The sequence below is a fragment of the Streptomyces vulcanius genome (assembly GCF_042653945.1).
Taxonomy (GTDB): domain Bacteria; phylum Actinomycetota; class Actinomycetes; order Streptomycetales; family Streptomycetaceae; genus Streptomyces; species Streptomyces mangrovi.
This window is the reverse complement of record NZ_JBHSFK010000053.1, coordinates 1-19165: the sequence shown is the minus strand read 5'-3', so window position 1 is coordinate 19165 and position 19165 is coordinate 1. Positions and strand designations below refer to the sequence as shown.

The 19165-nt window shown below is 70.2% G+C and carries 16 protein-coding genes and 1 pseudogene; 11 read left to right on the top strand and 6 right to left on the bottom strand.

Annotated elements, in window-relative coordinates:
• Nucleotides 1–70: 70 nt before the first annotated feature.
• Nucleotides 71–1765 carry a histidinol-phosphatase gene (locus tag ACFPIH_RS48815; protein ID WP_381185728.1) on the top strand — a complete coding sequence of 565 codons (1695 nt, stop codon included), beginning with the start codon at nt 71–73 and terminating at the stop codon, nt 1763–1765.
• Nucleotides 1766–1831: 66 nt separating this feature from the next.
• Here the strand turns inward: ACFPIH_RS48815 and ACFPIH_RS48810 are convergent, their stop codons facing one another.
• From ACFPIH_RS48810 to ACFPIH_RS48795, 4 genes are read right to left on the bottom strand one after another with little or no spacing between them, the layout of a single operon-like run.
• Nucleotides 1832–2287 (bottom strand): MaoC family dehydratase, encoded by a 456-nt coding sequence (locus ACFPIH_RS48810; protein ID WP_381185731.1) that lies wholly within the window; start codon nt 2285–2287, stop codon nt 1832–1834.
• A gap of 14 nt (nt 2288–2301) precedes the next feature.
• Nucleotides 2302–3807 carry an acyl-CoA synthetase gene (locus ACFPIH_RS48805; protein WP_381185733.1) on the bottom strand — a complete coding sequence of 502 codons (1506 nt, stop codon included), beginning with the start codon at nt 3805–3807 and terminating at the stop codon, nt 2302–2304.
• Between the two features lie 12 nt (nt 3808–3819).
• A complete protein-coding gene (locus tag ACFPIH_RS48800) occupies nt 3820–4704 on the bottom strand; it encodes an amidohydrolase family protein (protein ID WP_381185736.1) in 885 nt (294 codons plus the stop codon).
• Between the two features lie 2 nt (nt 4705–4706).
• Entirely contained in the window at nt 4707–5624 is a 918-nt protein-coding gene (locus tag ACFPIH_RS48795) for an SDR family NAD(P)-dependent oxidoreductase (protein ID WP_381185739.1), read from the bottom strand.
• Between the two features lie 267 nt (nt 5625–5891).
• Here ACFPIH_RS48795 and ACFPIH_RS48790 point away from each other — a divergent pair, with 267 nt between their 5' ends.
• From ACFPIH_RS48790 to ACFPIH_RS48770, 5 genes are all read left to right on the top strand, one after another.
• Entirely contained in the window at nt 5892–6317 is a 426-nt protein-coding gene (locus ACFPIH_RS48790; protein WP_381185741.1) for a MarR family winged helix-turn-helix transcriptional regulator, read from the top strand.
• 166 nt (nt 6318–6483) lie between these two features.
• Complete coding sequence (locus ACFPIH_RS48785; RefSeq protein WP_381185772.1) at nt 6484–7242, top strand: IclR family transcriptional regulator; 759 nt, start codon at nt 6484–6486, stop codon at nt 7240–7242.
• A gap of 268 nt (nt 7243–7510) precedes the next feature.
• A complete protein-coding gene (locus ACFPIH_RS48780; RefSeq protein WP_381185744.1) occupies nt 7511–8764 on the top strand; it encodes a L,D-transpeptidase in 1254 nt (417 codons plus the stop codon).
• Nucleotides 8765–8945: 181 nt separating this feature from the next.
• Nucleotides 8946–10346: a glycoside hydrolase family 16 protein gene (locus tag ACFPIH_RS48775; protein WP_381185747.1), complete on the top strand. Its 1401-nt coding sequence runs from the start codon at nt 8946–8948 to the stop codon at nt 10344–10346.
• A 112-nt stretch (nt 10347–10458) separates the two neighbouring features.
• Nucleotides 10459–11067: an eCIS core domain-containing protein gene (locus ACFPIH_RS48770; RefSeq protein WP_381185749.1), complete on the top strand. Its 609-nt coding sequence runs from the start codon at nt 10459–10461 to the stop codon at nt 11065–11067.
• A gap of 57 nt (nt 11068–11124) precedes the next feature.
• On the opposite strand, the gene ACFPIH_RS48765 is transcribed toward ACFPIH_RS48770, so the two are convergent.
• Together ACFPIH_RS48765 and ACFPIH_RS48760 are read right to left on the bottom strand one after the other, a co-directional pair.
• Nucleotides 11125–11877, bottom strand: coding sequence for a 2-phosphosulfolactate phosphatase (locus ACFPIH_RS48765; RefSeq protein ID WP_381185752.1), 753 nt, complete (start codon nt 11875–11877; stop codon nt 11125–11127).
• Nucleotides 11878–11989: 112 nt separating this feature from the next.
• Nucleotides 11990–12901 (bottom strand): helix-turn-helix domain-containing protein, encoded by a 912-nt coding sequence (locus ACFPIH_RS48760; protein WP_381185755.1) that lies wholly within the window; start codon nt 12899–12901, stop codon nt 11990–11992.
• A 145-nt stretch (nt 12902–13046) separates the two neighbouring features.
• On the opposite strand from ACFPIH_RS48760, the gene tkt reads away from it, so the two are divergent.
• The 5 genes and pseudogenes from tkt to ACFPIH_RS48735 all read left to right on the top strand — a co-directional run.
• A complete protein-coding gene (gene tkt, locus ACFPIH_RS48755; protein WP_381185758.1) occupies nt 13047–15122 on the top strand; it encodes a transketolase in 2076 nt (691 codons plus the stop codon).
• Between the two features lie 19 nt (nt 15123–15141).
• Nucleotides 15142–16305: a transaldolase gene (tal, locus tag ACFPIH_RS48750; protein ID WP_381185761.1), complete on the top strand. Its 1164-nt coding sequence runs from the start codon at nt 15142–15144 to the stop codon at nt 16303–16305.
• A complete protein-coding gene (zwf, locus tag ACFPIH_RS48745) occupies nt 16302–17885 on the top strand; it encodes a glucose-6-phosphate dehydrogenase (RefSeq protein WP_381185764.1) in 1584 nt (527 codons plus the stop codon). Before tal ends, zwf begins: the two co-directional genes overlap by 4 nt.
• Entirely contained in the window at nt 17882–18817 is a 936-nt protein-coding gene (gene opcA / locus ACFPIH_RS48740) for a glucose-6-phosphate dehydrogenase assembly protein OpcA (RefSeq protein WP_381185767.1), read from the top strand. The genes zwf and opcA overlap by 4 nt, the downstream gene beginning before the upstream one ends.
• Nucleotides 18810–19165: pseudogene (locus ACFPIH_RS48735) on the top strand (glucose-6-phosphate isomerase); the annotation flags it as partial. The gene opcA and the pseudogene ACFPIH_RS48735, both read left to right, overlap by 8 nt.

Below are 19165 nucleotides of genomic sequence, written 5' to 3'. Positions count from 1 at the left end.
CACCTCCCGCGAACCGCTTCCCGCTCACCCGTTTCCCGCTGACCCCCTTCACGAGGATCACGAGATCACCATGACCGAGCAGCAGCTCCCCGTCTGGGCCGACCCGGCGGTCTCCCCCGCCGACCTCGACGCCCAGGGCGTCTCCAGACGCCAACTCATGCGCCGCGCGGGCCTGTTCGGCGCCGCGTTCGCCCTCGGCGGTGCGGCCGCCCCGGCCGTCGCCGCACCGAACGCGGCCGCACCGAACGCGGCCGCCGGACGGGGCCTGGGCGGCGACGACCCGCGTCTCGCCTACCTGGTCGGCGACCACCACGTCCACTCCGTGTACAGCCACGACGCCAAGTACACGTTCTCGCAGCAGGCGCGGGCCGCCGCCAAGTACGGCCTCGACTGGATGGTGTTCAACGAGCACTCCAACTTCGGGCACGCCCACTACGGCGCCGCGATGGAGCACAGGGAGATCCTCAAGGCCCGGGCCGAGAACCCGCGCCAGCTGATCTTCCAGGGCCTGGAGTGGTACATCCCGGCCGCCGAGCACTGCACGGTGTTCGCCGCGCCCGGGCCGCACGAGGTCGACCTGCTCACGCAGTTCGAGCTCGCCTACGACGGCAAGCTCCTCAACTACACCGAGGGCGCCGCCGGCGCGGCCGACACCGCCCGCAACGAGGCCCACGCGGTCAAGGCCATCAAGTGGCTGGCCGAACAGCGCCGCAAGGGCTACGTGGACGACGTCCTCGTCCTCGCCAACCACCCGCTGCGCCTCGGCATCGACTCCCCGCACGAGCTACGCAACTGGCGCGACGCGGCCCCCGAGATCATGATCGGCATGGAGGGCGCGCCCGGCGCCCAGGGCGCGGCCATCCCCGGCTGGGGCGGTGCGACGGCGATCCGCGGCGAGTACCAGAACGCGCCGTCCGCCCAGTCGCACTCGGGCTACCCGGCCGGCGCCTACGTCACGTACGGCGGCTTCGACTGGGCGACCGCGACCGTCGGCGGTCTGTGGGACTCGATGCTGGCGGAAGGCAGCCTGTTCTCGATCACCACGAACTCCGACAACCACCGCACGGTCTTCGACACCTGGAAGAACGGCGACTGGCAGGCCGGTCAGAACTTCGACAACACCGGCCGGCTGCCCGACCCGGTGAACACCGACACCACGCAGCCGGGCAGCGACTTCTGGCCGGGCGAGTTCAGCCGCACCCATGTGGGCGTGACCCGCTACGGCTACGGCGCCGTGATGGCGGGCCTGCGCGCGGGCCGCGTCTGGCTCGACCAGGGGCATCTGCTGGACGGGCTCGATGTGCGGGTGCAGCGCGACTGCGACTCCGGCCGGGGCGTCACCCTCGGCGGACGGCTGCGCGTGCGCAGGGGCGAGCGGCTCACCCTGAACGTGACCGTGACGACCGCCTCCCGGGCCAACCCACACGGAATCCTGCCCCAGTTGGCGCACCTCGACGTCATCCGCGGCGCGGTGCGCGGCCCGGTGACCGACCGGGACACCTGGAAGGCACCCGACACCAAGGTCGTCCACTCGAAGGACGTGTCCGGCCGCAAGGGGACGTACACCCTGCGCATCCCGCTCACGGCGGGCGACGAGTCCTTCTACGTCCGGCTGCGCGGCAGCGACGGAAACCGGAACGGAACCGGTTACCTCGGCGCGTCGGTCGACCCGCACGGCCCGGTCCGGCACGAGCCGGGCAACGGCGACCCGTGGGCCGACACCTGGTTCTACTCCAACCCGATCTTCGTGGACGTCGTGCGCTGAGGCGTCCCTGAAAGGGGCGTGGGGAACCGCGGGACCAGCCACGACTGTCCCGCGGTTCCCCACTCTCTACGCGTAGAACCGGGAGAGACTCTGCAGCACCGCCGCCGGCTTGGCACCGCCTTCGATCTCGATCGTGCCGTCCACGGCGATCTGCACCCCGCCCGGCACGTCCTCGACCTCCGTCAGCTTCCCGACCAGCCGGATGCGGGACCCCACCTTCACCGGTGACGGGAAACGCACCTTGTTCAGCCCGTAGTTGACCTTCGTCGTCACACCCTGGACGTCCAACAGCTCGGTGAACAGAGGGATGAACAGGGAGAGGGTCAGATAGCCGTGGGCGATCGGGGCGCCGAACGGGCCGGCCGCGGCCCTCTCCGGGTCGACATGAATCCACTGATGGTCGCCCGTGGCGTCGGCGAAGGTGTCGATGCGTTCCTGGGTCACCTCGATCCATTCGCTCGCGCCCAGGTCACTGCCGGCCAGCTTCTTCAGCTCGTCGAGGCCGTTCACGATGATGCTCATATGGCTTTCCTTGACTAGGAGTTGGTGCCGAAGCGCTGGCGCACCCGGGCCTTGAGGAGCTTTCCGGAGGCGGTGCGCGGGAGTTCGTCGGCGACCACGACCGTCTTGGGGATCTTGTACTTGGCGAGCCGCCCGGCCAGGGAGGCCAGTACCTCGTCGGGGTCGAGCGCGACACCCTCTCGGGGCACGACGACCGCGCGCGGCACCTCGCCCCACTTGTCGTCCCGCACACCGATGACGGCGGCCTCGACGACGTCGGGGTGGGACAGGAGCAGGTCCTCGATCTCGGCCGGGTAGATGTTCTCCCCGCCGGAAATGATCATGTCCTTTATGCGGTCGACGATATACACGTAACCGTCTTCGTCCACCCGAGCCGCGTCGCCGCTGCGGAACCAGCCGTCGGCGAAGGAGGCGGCCGTCTCCTCGGGCAGCCCCCAGTAGCCGGGCATGACGTGCGGCCCGCGCACGACCACCTCACCGGTCTCGTCGCCCTCGACCGGAGTGAGGTCGGGGCGCAGGACCCGTACGTCGCTGAAGAAGTGCGGGACACCGGCCGACCCCGCCTTGCTGGTCGCGTGCTCGGCGTCCAGGAACAGCGTGCCGGGGGCGGCCTCGGTCATGCCGTACCCCTGGAGGAAGGTGAGCCCGCGCTCCTGGTAGGAGGCGATCAGCGGGCTGGGGACCGGGGAACCGCCGCAGGTCAGGATGCGCAGGCTGGACAGGTCTGCGTCGGCCCAGCGCGGATGCCGCGCCACCTGGTCGAACATCGTCGGCACCCCGAACATGAAGGTGATCCGGTGGCGTTCGATCAGGTCGAAGGTGGCCTCCGGGTCGAAGGCCTCGACCAGGACGCAGGTGCCGCCCTTGAGGAACACCGGGAGCGTCAGCATGTTCAGGCCGGCCGTGTGGAACAGCGGCGCGGAGACCAGGGCCCGCTCGTCGGCGATGAGGTCGGTGTCGACGAGGACGTTGACCGCGTTCCAGGTGAGGTTGCCGTGCGTGAGCATGGCGCCCTTGGGACGGCCGGTCGTGCCCGAGGTGTACATGATGATGCAGGTGTCGTCGGGGCCGACGGGTTCGTCGATCGGCTCGTCGGAGGCCGCGGCCAGCGCCTTCTCGTACTCGGCGCCGACCTCGACATAGGTTCGGACGTCCGTGCTGCCCGGCAGTCCCGCGACCAGGCCCGCGTGCGAGGGGCCGTAGACGAGGGCCTTGGCTCCGGAGTCGGCGAGCTGGTAGGCGATCTCTGGGCCTGCGAGGCGGGTGTTGAGCGGGACGAAGACCGCGCCGAGGATGCCGGAGGCGAACAGGGTCTCCAGGTAGGCGGGGTGGTTGGGGCCGAGGTAGGCGATCCGGTCGCCGCGGCGAACGCCCCGGGCACGCAGGGTGTGGGCAAGCCGCGTGACGCGTGTATGCAATGTGCCGTAGTCCGTCGACTGCTCACCGTGGACCAGGGCAGTGCGGTGCGGGGTCTTGCGGGCCCGGCGTGCGGGCCACGACCCCAGTCCCTCGTTGCGCATCTGCGACGCCCCTTACGGTCTCGTCAGCCCGAGCAGACGGGCGGCGTTCTCCTTGAGGATCTTCGGCTTGACCTCGTCCTTGATCGTCAGCTTGTCGAAGTCGGCGAGCCAGCGGTCGGGGGTCAGGACGGGGAAGTCGGAGCCGAAGAGGACCTTGTCCTTCAGCAGCGTGTTGGCGTACTGCACGAGCTGCGGCGGGAAGTACTTCGGCGACCAGCCGGACAGGTCGATGTGCACGCCGGGCTTGTGCGTGGCGACGGCCAGGGCCTCGTCCTGCCAGGGGAACGACGGGTGCGCAAGGATGATCTTGAGGTGCGGGAAGTCCGCGGCGACGTCGTCCACGTGCAGCGGGTTGGAGTACTTCAGCCGGATCCCGCCCCCGCCGGGGACCCCCGCGCCGATACCGGTCTGGCCGGTGTGGAACAGGGCGATGGAACCGGTTTCCTCGATGACCTCGTAGAGCTCGTAGGCCACCGAGCGGTCGTTGGGGAAGAAGCCCTGGATGTTGGGGTGGAACTTGAAGCCCTTCACCCCGTACTCCTCGACCAGGCGGCGGGCCTGCCGCACGCCCGCCTTCCCGCGGAAGGGGTCGATGGAGGCGAAGGGGATGAGCACGTCCGCGTTGGCGGCGGCGGCCTCGGCGACCTCCTCGTTGGGGACGGGTGCCGTACCGGTCGCGGACTCGGCGTCCACCGTGAAGATCACGGCGGCCATCCTGCGCTCGCGGTAGTAGGCGGCCGTCTCCTCGATGGTCGGCTTCCGGTTGCCCTCCACCTTGAAGTAGGCGGAGGACGCGTCGTGCAGGTCGTCGTCGAGCGAGGAGTGGCCCTTGGAGGACACCTCCGCGTGCGTGTGGACGTCGATCGCGACGAGTTCCTCGACGTTGAGGGTCGCCATGGTCAGGCCTCCGGGAACTTGGGCGCCGGTATACCGACCGTCTGCAGTTCGGCGCCGACCGAGGTGGGGAAGGCGTCGGCCAGGGCGGACGGGGTCCAGCCGCCGTCGGCGTAGGCCGCGCGGATCTCCTGCGGATGCGACCAGAGTGCCACCTTGTCACCGCCGATGCCGATGGCCTGGCCGGTGATGCCGCGAGCCGCCTCGGAGGCGAGGAAGGGCACGAGCCCGGCGCAGTCCTCGGGGGTGCCGAAGCCCTCGCCCTTGCGGAGGAAGTCCGGGAAGGACTCGCCGTTCTTCAGCGCCTCGACGTAGGGGGCGAACGCGGGAATGGTCTCGGTCATCGCCGTCGCGGCGACCGGGACGATCGCGTTGACGGTGATGTTCGCCCGTCCCAGCTCCATCGACCAGGTACGCGCCATGGCGGCGATGCCGGCCTTGGCCGCGGCGTAGTTCGTCTGGCCGAAGTTGCCGCGCTGGCCGGCCGGCGAGCCGACCAGGATCAGCGTGCCGCCCTCACCCTGCTCGCGCATCCGCACGGCGGCGGCCCGGGCGCAGGTGAAGGTGCCCTTGAGATGGGTGGTGATCACCGCGTCGAAGTCGTCGTCGGTCATCTTCCACAGCACCTTGTCGCGCAGGATGCCGGCGTTGGTGACCAGGACGTCGAGCCGCCCGAACTCCGACACGGCACGGTCGACCAGCCGCTGGGCGGCCTCGGCGGTGCCGACCGGGACCACCTCGGCGACCGCGGTGCCGCCGGCCTCGGTGATGGACTTCACGGCCTGCTCGGCGACCGCCTCGTCCACGTCGTTGACGACCACGGACGCGCCGTGGGCGGCCAGGGCGTGCGCGTACGCGAGGCCGAGGCCCCGGCCGCTGCCGGTGACGACGGCGGCCTTGCCGGTGAGATCGATGCTGGGCACGAGCGAGTCCCTTCACGAAAGGTGCTGCCCCGGGGGCAGCGGGCGTTGCGGCGGAGTGCGGCCTCGAAGGCGAAGTCGGGATCAAGGCTGAGATCGAAGCTAAGAGCAATAATTGTTGACGTCAATAGTTGTTGCAAACCGATCGGTGCGCCAGACTGGTACCGGCACGAAGAACCGCCCCGCCCGGCCGGGGCCTCGACCAGGGAGCCCGCCATCGCCCGCCAGCAGCACACCGCCAACCCTCCGATCGACGCCGAGGAGCCGTGGATGCGCGGGTTGCACGCGGACACGGGCTACCTGATGTACCGGCTGGGGCTGCGCTCGGGGCAGCTCTTCAACGCCTTCCTGCAGGAGTCCGGGCTGCGGCTGCGCCACTACGCCGTGCTGCGCTTCCTCGCCACCTCGCCGGGCGCGCTGCAGCGGGAGCTGAGCACGTCCCTCGGCTACGACCCCAGCGCGATCGTCGGCCTGGTCGACGACCTGGAGAAGCTGGGCTTCGTCGAACGCCGGCCCTCCCCCGACGACCGCCGCAGCCGGATCGTCGTCCTCACCGAGACCGGCGGCACGTTTCTGCGCGACACGGACGAGGCGGGGCTGCGGGTGACCAACGAACTCCTCGGACCGCTCGACCCCGCCGAACGCGAGACGCTGCACGGGCTGCTGCGACGGCTTGCGGAGGATGGGCTGGGCTGATGCGGTGGGAGGGATGGTGTCTACGGAAGGCGGTGGCCCGCGCTCGGTGGGCGGTAGGCAGTAGGCAGTAGGCAGTAGGCAGTAGGCAGTAGGCAGTAGGCAGTAGGCAGTAGGCAGCGAGGAGTATCCCGTGAGGAACGCCGAAGTGAACCGGGGCGCCCTCGCCATGTCCTCCCGTTCCGCACCCGACCGTCTGCTGGCCGTGCTCGCCGCTTTCGACCACACGCACCCCGCCCTCTGCCTTACCGACATCAGCCGGCGGGCCGGGCTGACCCTCACCACCGCGCACCGACTGGTGGCCGCACTGACCGACTGGGGCGCCCTGGAGCGGGACGACGCCGGCCTGTACCACGTGGGGCTGCGGCTGTGGGAGATCGCCGCGCTCGCCCCGCGAGGCCTCGCGCTGCGTCAGGCGGCGCTGCCGTATCTGGAGGATCTGTACGAAGCGACGCACGAGAACGTGCAGTTGGCGGTGCGGGACGGCGCGGAGGTCGTCTACACCGAGTGGATCTCCGGGCGTTCGGCGGTCGGCGTACACATCCGGGTGGGTGCCCGCTGGCCGCTGCACGTCACCGGCGTCGGGCTGGTCCTGCTCGCGCACGGCGGTACCGAGTTCCAAGAGGAGTACTGCGCCGGGCCGTTGACGTCCTTCACGGCCCATACGATCACCAGACCCGGACGGTTGCGCCGGATACTGGCCGAAGTGCGGCGTACGGGCGTGGCGGTGAGCAGCCGTCAGGTCACGGAAGACGCCCTGTCGGTCGCCGCACCGGTGCGTGGGCCGGGCGGGGCGGTGGTCGCCGCCGTGTCGGTGGTCGTGCCCTACGCCGACGCGCAGGTACCGGTGCTGATACCGGCCGTACGGGTCGCGGCGCGCGGGATCTCGCGGGCGCTGGGGTGGCGGCCGGACCGCAGCCAGGAGTAGGCGGAACCCGAGCCCGGGACGGGACCCGGCGCCGGACCCCCACACTGCGGGGTGCCGGTCCGGTCCCCTTCGTCCGGCCCCGCAGTCGTGTCGCCCTGTCCCCGCAGTCGGCGCCGGTCCGGGGCGCCCGACGCCTGTCCACCGCCGACCGGCACAGCCGCAGGGTCCTCACGGAAATCTCAGACTGCGGCCCGGGCATTCAAAGGATCGACCCAGGTCCGGGGCGCAGGATGCAGGCACAAAGGTGGACATCCGAGGAAGGCGTGCCGTGGGCGTGTCGCACATATCGAACCGGTCCGAGCAGCAGTCGGAGGGGTGGTCCCGGCGCGGGATCCTGGCCGTGCTGGGTGCCGTGCCCGCCGTCGCGCTGACCGGGTGCAGCTCCGGGTCGGCGGACGCGTCCGAGGGCACGGACGGCAGTCGGGCGTCCGCGTCCACCAAGGCGTCGGCGGTCGCGAAACAGCCCGTGATCACGGTCACCCCGGCCGACGGCACCAAGAAGGCCGCGTTCGCCAGCCCGGTCGAGGTGACGGTGACCGACGGCACCCTCGCGTCCGTGAAGGTGACGGGCAACGACGGTTCCACCCTGGCCGGCTCCCTCGACGACGCCAGGACGAAGTGGACGTCGGCCGAGAACCCGTACTCGGGCACCAAGTACACGGTTACCGCGCAGGCGGAGGGTGCCGGCGCGGCGCAGACCTCGACCTTCACCACCAAGTCGCCGGGCGAGACCTTCGTCGGCTACTTCACTCCCGAGGCCGATTCGACCTCCGGCGTCGGCATGCCCGTGTCGATCAACTTCACCCACGCGGTGGCGGACCGGGCGGCCGTGCAGAAGGCGATCACGGTGACCGTCGAGCCGGCGGTGGAGATCGTGGGCCACTGGTTCAGCGACACCCGGCTCGACTTCCGGCCGGAGACGTACTGGGCTCCCGGCACCAAGATCACCCTCGGTCTGCGGTTGAAGGACGTCGAGGGAACGGATGGCGTATACGGCATACAGTCGAAGGACGTCACCTTCCACATCGGCCGCGAGCAGATCAGCACCGTCGACCTCTCCGCCAAGGAGATGGTGGTGAAACGGGACGGCGCGACCCTCGCCACCTACCCCGTCTCCGGCGGCGACTCCGACCACACCACCTGGTCCGGGATCATGGTGATCAGCGAGCGGTTCAAGCAGACCCGGATGGAGTCCTCGACGGTCGGCCTCGGTGACGAGTACGACATCTCCGATGTCCCGCACGCCCAGCGCCTGACCACCTCCGGCACCTTCGTCCACGGCAACTACTGGGCCTCGACCTCGGTGTTCGGCAGCCAGAACACCAGCCACGGCTGCGTCGGCCTGCACGACGCCAAGGGGGCCAACGACAGCTCCGTGCCGGGCTACGAGTTCTACGCGAGTTCGATGCTCGGCGATGTGGTGATCGTGAAGAACTCGGGCGAGAGGACCGTCGATCCGGCCAACGGCCTGAACGGCTGGAACCTGTCGTGGGCGGACTGGAAGGCGGGCAGCGCGCTGTAGAACAGCCGCAGTCCACAACGTCATTCACTGGGTGAACCCACCTGCCAGGGAAGGACTTTCCTTGCTTTAAGTCTTGACGGCGGAAGTGCCGGGGAGCACATTGGGCCCACTTTGAGAGCGCTCTCAGAGTGCGCTCGAAGGCACCCGCGCACCCCCACTCCGTACCCGAGAGGCACCCCACATGCGTGACACCTCCGGCACACCTCGCAAACGACGCCCGCTGCGGCGGGCGTTCGTCGCCGCGCTCGGCGGACTCGGCCTGGCGGCGGCTGCGGCCACGCTGGCCGTCCCGTCCGCGAACGCCTCCGCGCCCACGCCTCCCTCGGGCTGGTCGCAGGTCTTCCTCGACGACTTCACCGGCACCGCCGGCACCGGCGTCAACACCTCCAACTGGCAGTACAGCACCGGAACCTCGTATCCGGGCGGGCCCGCCAACTGGGGTACCGGCGAGGTCGAGACGATGACCAACAGCACCAGCAACGTCTCCCTCGACGGCAACGGCAATCTGCGCATCACCCCGCTGCGCGACTCGGCCGGCAACTGGACCTCGGGCCGTATCGAGACCACCCGCACCGACTTCCAGCCCCCGTCGGGCGGCAAGCTGCGCGTCGAGGCCCGGCTGCAGATGCCGAACGTCACCGGCACCGCGGCCGAGGGCTACTGGCCGGCCTTCTGGATGCTGGGCGCGCCGTACCGGGGCAACTACCAGAACTGGCCGAGCGTGGGCGAGTTGGACATCATGGAGAACGTCCAGGGCCTGAACAAGGTGTGGGCGACTGTGCACTGCGGCACGAACCCCGGGGGCCCGTGCAACGAAACCACCGGGATCGGCAATTCGACCGCCTGTCCCAACACCACCTGCCAGTCGGGCTTCCACACCTACACGATGGAGTGGGACCGCTCGGTGAGCCCCGAGGCGATCCGCTTCTACGTCGACGGCGTCAACTACCACACGGTGACGGCCAGTCAGGTCGATGCGACCACCTGGACCAACGCGACCAACCACGGTTTCTTCGTCATCCTGAACGTGGCGATGGGCGGCGCCTTCCCCGACGCGTTCGGCGGCGGCCTGGACAGCGCCACCGAATCGGGCCACCCGATGGTCGTCGACTACGTGCAGGTGCTCCAGGCCGGTGGGAGCGGTACCACGACACCGCCGCCGACCGGCAGCCGTGACGCCTACTCCACGATCCAGGCCGAGTCGTACAACAGCCAGTCCGGCACGGCCACGGAGACCACGAGCGACACCGGTGGCGGCCAGAACATCGGTTCCCTCGCCAACGGCGACTGGGCGCTGTACCAGGGCGTCAACTTCGGTTCCACGGCGGCGACCCAGTTCAACGCGCGGGTGGCCAGCGGTGCGGCGAGCGGGGTCAGCGGACTGGTCGAGGTGCGTCTCGACAGCCGCACGAGTACTCCCGTCGGGAGCTTCGCGTTGGCCAACACCGGTGGCTGGCAGTCCTGGCGGACGGTCCCGGCGAACATCAGCTCCGTCACGGGCACGCACGACGTGTATCTCACCTTCACCAGCGGGCAGTCGGCGGACTTCGTGAACGTCAACTGGTTCACCTTCGGACACTGATCCGGTCCGGCAGGCCGTGGGGGCAGCGGAGTCTGCCCCCACGGCCCTTCCGCCGGAGGGTGGTTGGGCGATATCCAGAGAGGTGTCGTCCCGCCCGCTTGGAAGGCACGTCGTGCGCACACCGAAACCCGGCAGAACTCCCGACGAGGCGCCCCGCAAGGGCGCGGCGGCCCCGGCGAAGACCGGCGCCCCGCCGGCGCACCGGCTGCTCGCCCTCCAGCGCACCGCGGGCAACGCGGCGGTCGTCCAGATGCTGCGCCAAGCGGGCCACTCAGAGGCGACGGCGCAGGACGAGCACCGGCACGGCCCCGACTGCGGCCACCAGGAGGCCGCGGCGCCGCAGGCGGCTCCCGCGGTGCAGCGCTCGGCCGTCCACGACGTGCTGCGTGGTACCGGCCGGCCGCTCGACACGGCCACCCGTACGGACATGGAGGGCCGGCTCGGCGCCGACTTCTCCTCCGTGCGCCTGCACACCGACTCCACCGCGAAGGCGTCGGCGGCCGAGATCGGGGCCCGGGCCTACACCTCGGGCAACCACATCGTCATCGGTGACGGCGGCGGTGACCGGCACACCCTGGCGCACGAGTTGACCCATGTCATCCAGCAGCGACAGGGGCCTGTCGCGGGCGCCGACAACGGCGCGGGGCTCCAGGTGTCCGATCCGTCGGACCGCTTCGAGCGTGAGGCGGAGGCCAACGCGACCCGCGTCATGGGCAGTTAGTCCCGCGCACCCTGGGCGCCACCGCTCACGTCGGCAGGAGGGGCGCCGTCCCGCGTTCTACGACGCCGTGAACGCCCCCTCCGTCAGCACCGGCACCGTCGTGGCGGCGTCGAGTTCCGTCGCGACCGTCACGTCGGCGGCGAAGCCGTCCCGGGCCAGTTCCAGGCCGGAGGAGCAGCGGCCCACCGCGTCCGGAACGTCGGGGGTCCCGATGAAGGCGGCCCGCGCGGCGGCGGCTTCCGGCGACAGGGGGCCCGCTCCCTGCCGACGTAACTCGGCGATGACCGCGCCGGCGCCGAGCAGGTCCTCCAGCGCGGGCCGCAGGGTGTCGTCCGGCCAGCGCTCGCCCGCGGCGATCACCCCGACCGGGCGGTGTTCGGTGCCGTATCCCTGGGCGGCGAGCCAGCGGCCCACCGCCGTGGCGTTGCGCAGGCAGCCCGCGACCACGGTGGTGTCACCGGCCGCCGCGGAGATGGCCGAACCGTTGGGCGACGGGAGGACCAGCCGGGGAGCGAAGGGCGCGCCGAGCAGTGCGGCGGGCGACAGCGACCACGGGTGATCGGGCGTCACTTCCCGTCTCCCTACCGCGAGTTCGGCGTCCCGTTCACTGGCGAAGGCGCGTGCCGTTCCGTCCCGCCAGGCGTACGGGTAGACGCGGGTCCCCGTCTCCACGGCGACCGTGACGGACGTCGTGAAGGACAGGACGTCGACCACCACCAGGCAGGCGACGTCGGCGGCGAGCCGCCGGGCGCCGACCGGGCCCCACTCGAACCGCACCCCGTGCCCCTGCTGCCGGAACCAGTCACTCATGGCACAGGAGTCTCGGCACAAAGTCCCCGGTCTTCAACCCCTCGCCGCCGCACGCCACCCCTCGCCACCCCTTGCCGCCACTCCTCGGCGCCGACCACAACCCCGTCCCGCCTCACCGCAGTTCGGCGCGGAACGCCACCGGTGTCCGTCCGGTGTGCAGCTGGAAGAACTTGGAGAAGTTGGCCGGGTCGGGGAAGCCGACCGCCGCGCCGACCCGGCCGATCGGCAGGTCCGTGTGGGCCAGGAGCCGCTTCGCCTCCAGGACGACCCGTTTGTCGATGAAGCCCTTGGGTGTCTCGCCGGTGGCGGCGCGGACCGCACGGACCAGGGTGCGGCGGGAGTAGCCGAGGGCGTCCGCGTAGGCGCTGACGCTGTGGTTGACGGCGAAGTCCTTTTCCACGGCGTCCCGGAACAGGGTGAACGTCGACTCGGTGCGCCGCCCGGCCTCCTCGGAGCTCGCCGCGAGGTGCCCGAGGCGCAGCAGGAACGCGGTGAGGGAGTGCCGCAGTACGGCTGTGTGCAGGCTCGGCGGAAGCGTCGCGCTGTCCTCGTACTCCTGCTGAAGGTACGTCAGTGAGGCGCGCAGGCCGACCAGTTGGGTCGGGGTGAGATGCAGGAGGGGCGGCAGGTCGTAGCGGTACAGGCCGGTCGCCTCGACCGTGGCACGGGGCAGGAAACCGGGTTGCATGGTGAGTACGGTGCCGCGGTACTCGCTCGACCGTGAGAAGCGGTGGACCTGCCCCGGGCGGATCCAGAGCAGGTCGCCGGCCGTCGCCTCGTACTCGGCGAAGTCGATCATGTGGTGTACCGGGCCGTCGGCGAAGAGCAACACCACGTGGAAGTCGATGCGGTGGACGCGGTCCAGCGGCGCGCCGTCGGCGTGCCAGGTGCGGCCGGTGCCCATCGGGCCGACCTGCATACCGACGCCGCCCAGGCTGAGTTCGACGGGAAACGGGAAGGTCCTGATTCCGTCGCCGTCCCCGGAGTGATCGTGAGGGTGACCTTGGGAGTTTCTGTCCGTCATGTCCTTCTCGTGCCGTCCTGCCGCCACTGCCGTGTCCCACTTTCACCACAGGCTGACACAGCAAGACCTTCCGGCCTAAAAGTCAGACTTTTACTTTTGAACGTGTCAGAGCCGGATCACCTCTCGCACTGAGGACTTCTTGAAGATGAGCACGCAGACACCGAACAGCTTCGAGTGGACCGACCTCGACCGGCGTGCCGTCGACACCGCACGTCTCCTGGCCGCGGATGCCGTTCAGAAGGTGGGCAACGGCCATCCGGGCACCGCGATGAGCCTCGCCCCTGCCGCGTACACGATCTTTCAGAAGGTGATGCGGCACGACCCGGCGGACCCCGAGTGGACCGGCCGCGACCGGTTCGTCCTCTCCCCCGGGCACACCTCGCTCACCCTGTACACCCAGCTCTTCCTCTCCGGATACGAGTTGGAGCTCGACGACCTGAAGAGCTTCCGCACCCACGGCTCGAAGACGCCGGGCCACCCCGAGTACGGCCACACCGCCGGCGTCGAGACCACCACCGGCCCGCTCGGCCAGGGCGTCGCCAACGCCGTCGGCATGGCGATGGCCGCCCGCTACGAGCACGGCCTGTTCGACCCCGGGACGCCGCAGGGCGAGTCCCTCTTCGACCACACGATCTGGGCGATCGTCTCCGACGGCGACCTGGAGGAGGGCGTCTCCGCGGAGGCCTCCTCCCTCGCCGGCCACCAGAAGCTCGGCAACCTGGTCTTCCTCTACGACGACAACCACATCTCCATCGAGGGCGACACCGCGACCGCGTTCTCCGAGGACGTGCTGAAGCGGTACGAGGCGTACGGCTGGCACGTGCAGCGCGTCGAGCCCGCGGAGGACGGTGACATCGATGTATCCGCACTGTATGCGGCCCTGAAGGCGGCGCAGGCGGAGACCGGACGTCCCTCGATCGTCGCGATGCGCACGATCATCGCCTGGCCCGCGCCGAACGCGCGCAACACCGAGGCCTCGCACGGATCGGCGCTCGGCGCGGAGGAGGTCGCCGCCACCAAGCGCGTGCTGGGCTTCGACCCCGAGCGCTCCTTCCAGGTCGACGACGACGTCCTCGCGCACACCCGTGCCGCCCTCGACCGGGGCGCCGAGGCGCACGCGGCCTGGGACAAGCGGCTCGCCGAGTGGCGCGCGGCCGACCCCGAGCGGGCGAAGCTCTTCGACCGGGTGGTCGCCGGGCAGCTCCCCGAGGGCTGGGAGGACGCCCTGCCGGTGTTCGAACCCGGGAAGTCCGTCGCCACCCGCGCCGCCTCGGGCAAGGTGCTCCAGGCGCTCGGCGCGGTCGTCCCCGAGCTGTGGGGCGGCTCGGCCGACCTGGCAGGTTCCAACAACACCACCATCGACAAGGCCTCTTCGTTCCTGCCCGAGGGCAACCCCCTGCCCGGGGCCGACCCTTACGGCCGTACGATCCACTTCGGCATCCGCGAGTTCTCGATGGCCGCGGAGATGAACGGCATCGCGCTCCACGGCAACACCCGTATATACGGGGGCACTTTCCTCGTGTTCTCCGACTACATGCGCAACGCCGTCCGCATGGCGGCGCTGATGCAGCTGCCGGTGACCTACGTGTGGACGCACGACTCCATCGGCCTCGGCGAGGACGGCCCCACGCACCAGCCCGTCGAGCACCTGGCCGCACTGAGGGCCATTCCGGGGCTGAACGTCGTCCGCCCCGCCGACGCCAACGAGACCGCGATCGCCTGGGCCGAGATCCTGAAGCGGCACGCCACCCGCCCGGCCCCGCACGGCCTCGCCCTCACCCGGCAAGGTGTCCCGACCTACGCCCCCGACTCCGATGCCGCGAAGGGCGGTTACGTCCTCTTCGACGCCTCTTCCGGGACTCCGGACGTCGTCCTCATCGCGACCGGATCCGAGGTGCGGCTCGCCGTCGCGGCGCGGGAGACGCTGGAGGCCGAGGGGATCGGGACGCGGGTGGTATCGATGCCGTCCGTGGAGTGGTTCGAGGAGCAGCCGCAGGAGTACCGCGACCGTGTGCTGCCGCCGTCGGTGAAGGCCCGGGTCGCGGTCGAGGCGGGCATCGGCCTGACCTGGCACCGGTTCGTCGGCGACGCCGGACGCATCGTCTCCCTGGAGCACTTCGGCGCCTCCGCCGACGCCCAGACCCTGTTCACCGAGTACGGCTTCACCCCCGAGAACGTCGTCGTGGCGGCCCGGGAATCCTTTGCCGCCTCGCGTGGTTGATCCGAACGCCAGAAAGAAGATGATCACAGTGCACGAAGCCACCGCGCCCGCGGAAGCCCTCAAGCGTCTCTCCGACGAAGGCGTCTCCATCTGGCTGGACGACCTGTCGCGCAAGCGGCTTCGGTCCGGCAACCTCGCCGAACTCGTCGCCACGCGGAACATCGTCGGCGTCACCACCAACCCGTCCATCTTCCAGGCCGCCATCGGCTCCGGCGAGGGCTACGAGGAGCAGCTCGCAGAGCTGGCCGTGCGGGGTGTGACGGTGGACGAGGCCGTCCGGATGCTGACGACCGCCGACGTGCGGACCGCCGCCGATATCCTGGATTCCGTATACCGCACATCGAATGGTGTCGACGGTCGTGTGTCCATCGAGGTCGACCCCCGTCTCGCCCACGACACCACCGCCACCATCGCCGAGGCCAAGCAGCTCGCCTGGCTGGTCGACCGCCCCAACGTCATGATCAAGATCCCGGCGACGAAGGCCGGCCTCCCGGCGATCACCGAGGTCATCGGCCTCGGTATCAGCGTCAACGTCACGCTGATCTTCTCGCTGGAGCGCTACCGCGAGGTCATGGACGCCTACCTGGCCGGCCTTGAGAAAGCGCTTGCGAACGGTCTCGACCTCTCCACCATCCACTCCGTGGCCTCCTTCTTCGTCTCCCGCGTCGACACCGAGATCGACAAGCGGCTGACCGCCATCGGCACGGACGAGGCCCTCTCCCTGAAGGGCAAGGCCGCGCTGGCCAACGCGCGGCTGGCCTACGAGGCGTACGAGGACGTCTTCACGAGCGAGCGGTGGGGCGCCCTGGCCGGGGCGAAGGCGAACCGGCAGCGTCCGCTGTGGGCATCCACCGGTGTGAAGGATCCTGCATACAAGGACACGCTGTATGTAGACGATCTGGTCGCACCCGGAACGGTCAACACCATGCCCGAGGCCACGCTGAACGCCGCCGCCGACCACGGCGACATCACCGGCGACACGGTCACCGGCGGCTACCCGCAGGCCCGCGCCGACCTGGCCGCCGTAGAGGCACTCGGCATCTCGTACGACGAGGTCGTCACCCGGTTGGAGCACGAGGGCGTCGCCAAGTTCGAGGCGGCGTGGGAGGACCTGCTGAACACGGTCGCCAAGTCACTGGCGAGCAAGGCGGCCGACGCGCGCGAGGGAGCTGACGCGGAATGAGCACCACCCCGAACCACACCCCGGACACCGCCTCCAGGACCGTCACGAGCACCACCGCCGACTGGGACAACCCGCTGCGGGACGCCCGTGACCGGCGGTTGCCGCGCATCGCGGGCCCCTCCGGCCTGGTCATCTTCGGAGTGACGGGCGACCTGTCCCGCAAGAAGCTGATGCCGGCCGTCTACGACCTCGCCAACCGGGGTCTGCTGCCGCCGGGCTTCTCCCTCGTCGGTTTCGCCCGGCGCGACTGGGAGGACGAGGACTTCGCGCAGATCGTCCACGACGCGGTCCGCGAGCACGCACGCACCCCGTTCCGCGAGGAGGTCTGGCAGCAGCTCGCCGAGGGCATGCGGTTCGTCCCCGGCGACTTCGACGACGACACGGCGTTCAAGCAGCTCAAGACTGCCGTCGAGGAGCTCGACGCCTCCCGGGGCACAGGCGGCAACTTCGCGTTCTACCTCTCCGTGCCGCCGAAGTTCTTCCCGAAGGTCGTCGAGCAGCTCAAGAAGCACGGCCTGGCGAAGGCGCCGGAGGGGTCCTGGCGGCGGGCGGTCATCGAAAAACCGTTCGGCCACGACCTGGCGAGCGCCCAGGAGCTGAACGCTGTCGTGCACGACGTGTTCGACCCCGACCAGGTGTTCCGTATCGACCACTACCTGGGCAAGGAGACCGTCCAGAACATCCTGGCGCTGCGTTTCGCCAACACGATGTTCGAGCCGATCTGGAACCGGTCGTTTGTAGACCACATACAGATCACGATGGCCGAGGACATCGGCATCGGCGGCCGGGCCGGCTACTACGACGGCATCGGCGCCGCCCGTGACGTCATCCAGAACCACCTCCTCCAGCTGATGGCCCTGACCGCCATGGAGGAGCCGGCCTCCTTCGACGCGGCCTCGCTGCTCACCGAGAAGCTCAAGGTGCTCAAGGCCGTGAAGCTGCCGGAGGACCTCGGGAAGCACACCGTGCGGGGACAGTACGCGGGCGCCTGGCAGGGCGGCGAGAAGGTGCTCGGCTACCTGGAGGAGGACGGCATCGACCCGGCGTCCACCACGAACACGTACGCCGCCGTGAAGCTGGAGGTCGACAACCGGCGCTGGGCGGGCGTCCCGTTCTACCTGCGCACCGGAAAGCGGCTCGGCCGCCGCGTCACCGAGATCGCCGTCGTCTTCCAGCGGGCGCCCCACTCCCCCTTCGACTCGACCGCCACCGAGGAACTCGGGCAGAACGCGATCGTCATCCGCGTCCAGCCGGACGAGGGCGTCACGGTCCGGTTCGGGTCCAAGGTGCCGGGCACCTCGATGGAGATCCGGGATGTGACGATGGACTTCGCATACGGCGAGTCGTTCACCGAGTCGAGCCCGGAGGCGTACGAACGGCTCATCCTGGACGTGCTGCTCGGCGACGCCAATTTGTTCCCACGTCACCAGGAAGTGGAAGAGTCCTGGAAGATCCTCGACCCGATCGAGGGGTACTGGGCGACACACGGCAGGCCGGCGCGGTACGCGTCGGGCAGCTGGGGTCCCGAGGAAGCCGACGAGATGCTCGCACGAGACGGACGGAGCTGGCGCAGGCCATGAAGATCGACCTGACCGACACCACGGCAAGCAAGGTCAACAAGGCGCTGGTGCAGGGCCGCCGCGCCATCGGCACACCCGCCGTGGGCATGGTCCTGACGATGGTCATCGTCACGGACGAGGAGAACGCCTACGACTCGATCAGGGCGGCCGAGGAGGCCTCGCACGAGCACCCCTCGCGCACCCTGGTCGTCATCAAGCGGCATGCCCGCAGCCCCCGGGAGCGGACCCAGTCACGGCTGGACGCCGAGGTCCGGGTGGGTTCCGAGGCCGGCACCGGCGAGACGGTGGTGCTGCGGACGTACGGCGAGGTGTCCGAACACGCCGACTCCGTCGTCCTGCCGCTGCTGCTGCCGGACGCACCGGTCGTCGTCTGGTGGCCGGTGGACGCGCCTCACAACCCGTCCAAGGACCCCCTGGGCGCCCTCGCGCAGCGCCGGATCACCGACATGTACGCCGTGGAACGGCCGCTGACCGCCCTCGAGGCGCGCGTGAAGTCGTACGCCCCCGGCGACACCGACCTCGCCTGGACCCGGCTGACGCCGTGGCGGTCGATGCTGGCGGCCGCCCTCGACCAGGCCCGGATGCCGATCATCTCGGCGGCCGTGGAGAGCGAGGCCGACAACCCGAGCGCCGAGCTGCTGGCGCGCTGGCTGGAGGCGCGGCTCGGCGTGCAGGTCGACCGGGTGGAAACCGCGGGCCCCGTGGTCACGGCCGTACGGCTCGGGACCGACAAGGGCGAGATCGTCATCGACCGCCCCGAGGGCCCGCTGGCCACGCTCTCGCTGCCCGGCCAGCCCTCGCGCACCCTCGCGCTGAAGGTCCGTCCCACCTCCGAACTGATCGCCGAGGAGCTCAGGCGCCTCGACGCGGACGAGATGTACGCCGTCGCCCTGCGGGGCGAGGGCACCAAGGAGACCCCTTCCCATGTCTGACTCACCCCGGCTGACGGAGCGGCCCGAGTGGACCGCCCTGGCGGACCACCGCGCCGACTCCCAGGCGCACCTGCGCGAGCTGTTCGCGACGGACCCCGGGCGCGCCGAGCGGTATGTGGTACGCGTCGGCGATCTGCGCATCGACTACTCGAAGCATCTGGTCACGGACGAGACGTTGCGTTTGCTGCGTGAACTGGCGGCGGCGACGGATGTGTTCGGGCTGCGGGATGCGATGTTCCGTGGTGAGCGGATCAACACGACCGAGGACCGGGCGGTGCTGCACACCGCGCTGCGGGCGCCGCGGGAGGCGGTGGTCGAGGTCGACGGGCACAACGTGGTCCCCGCGGT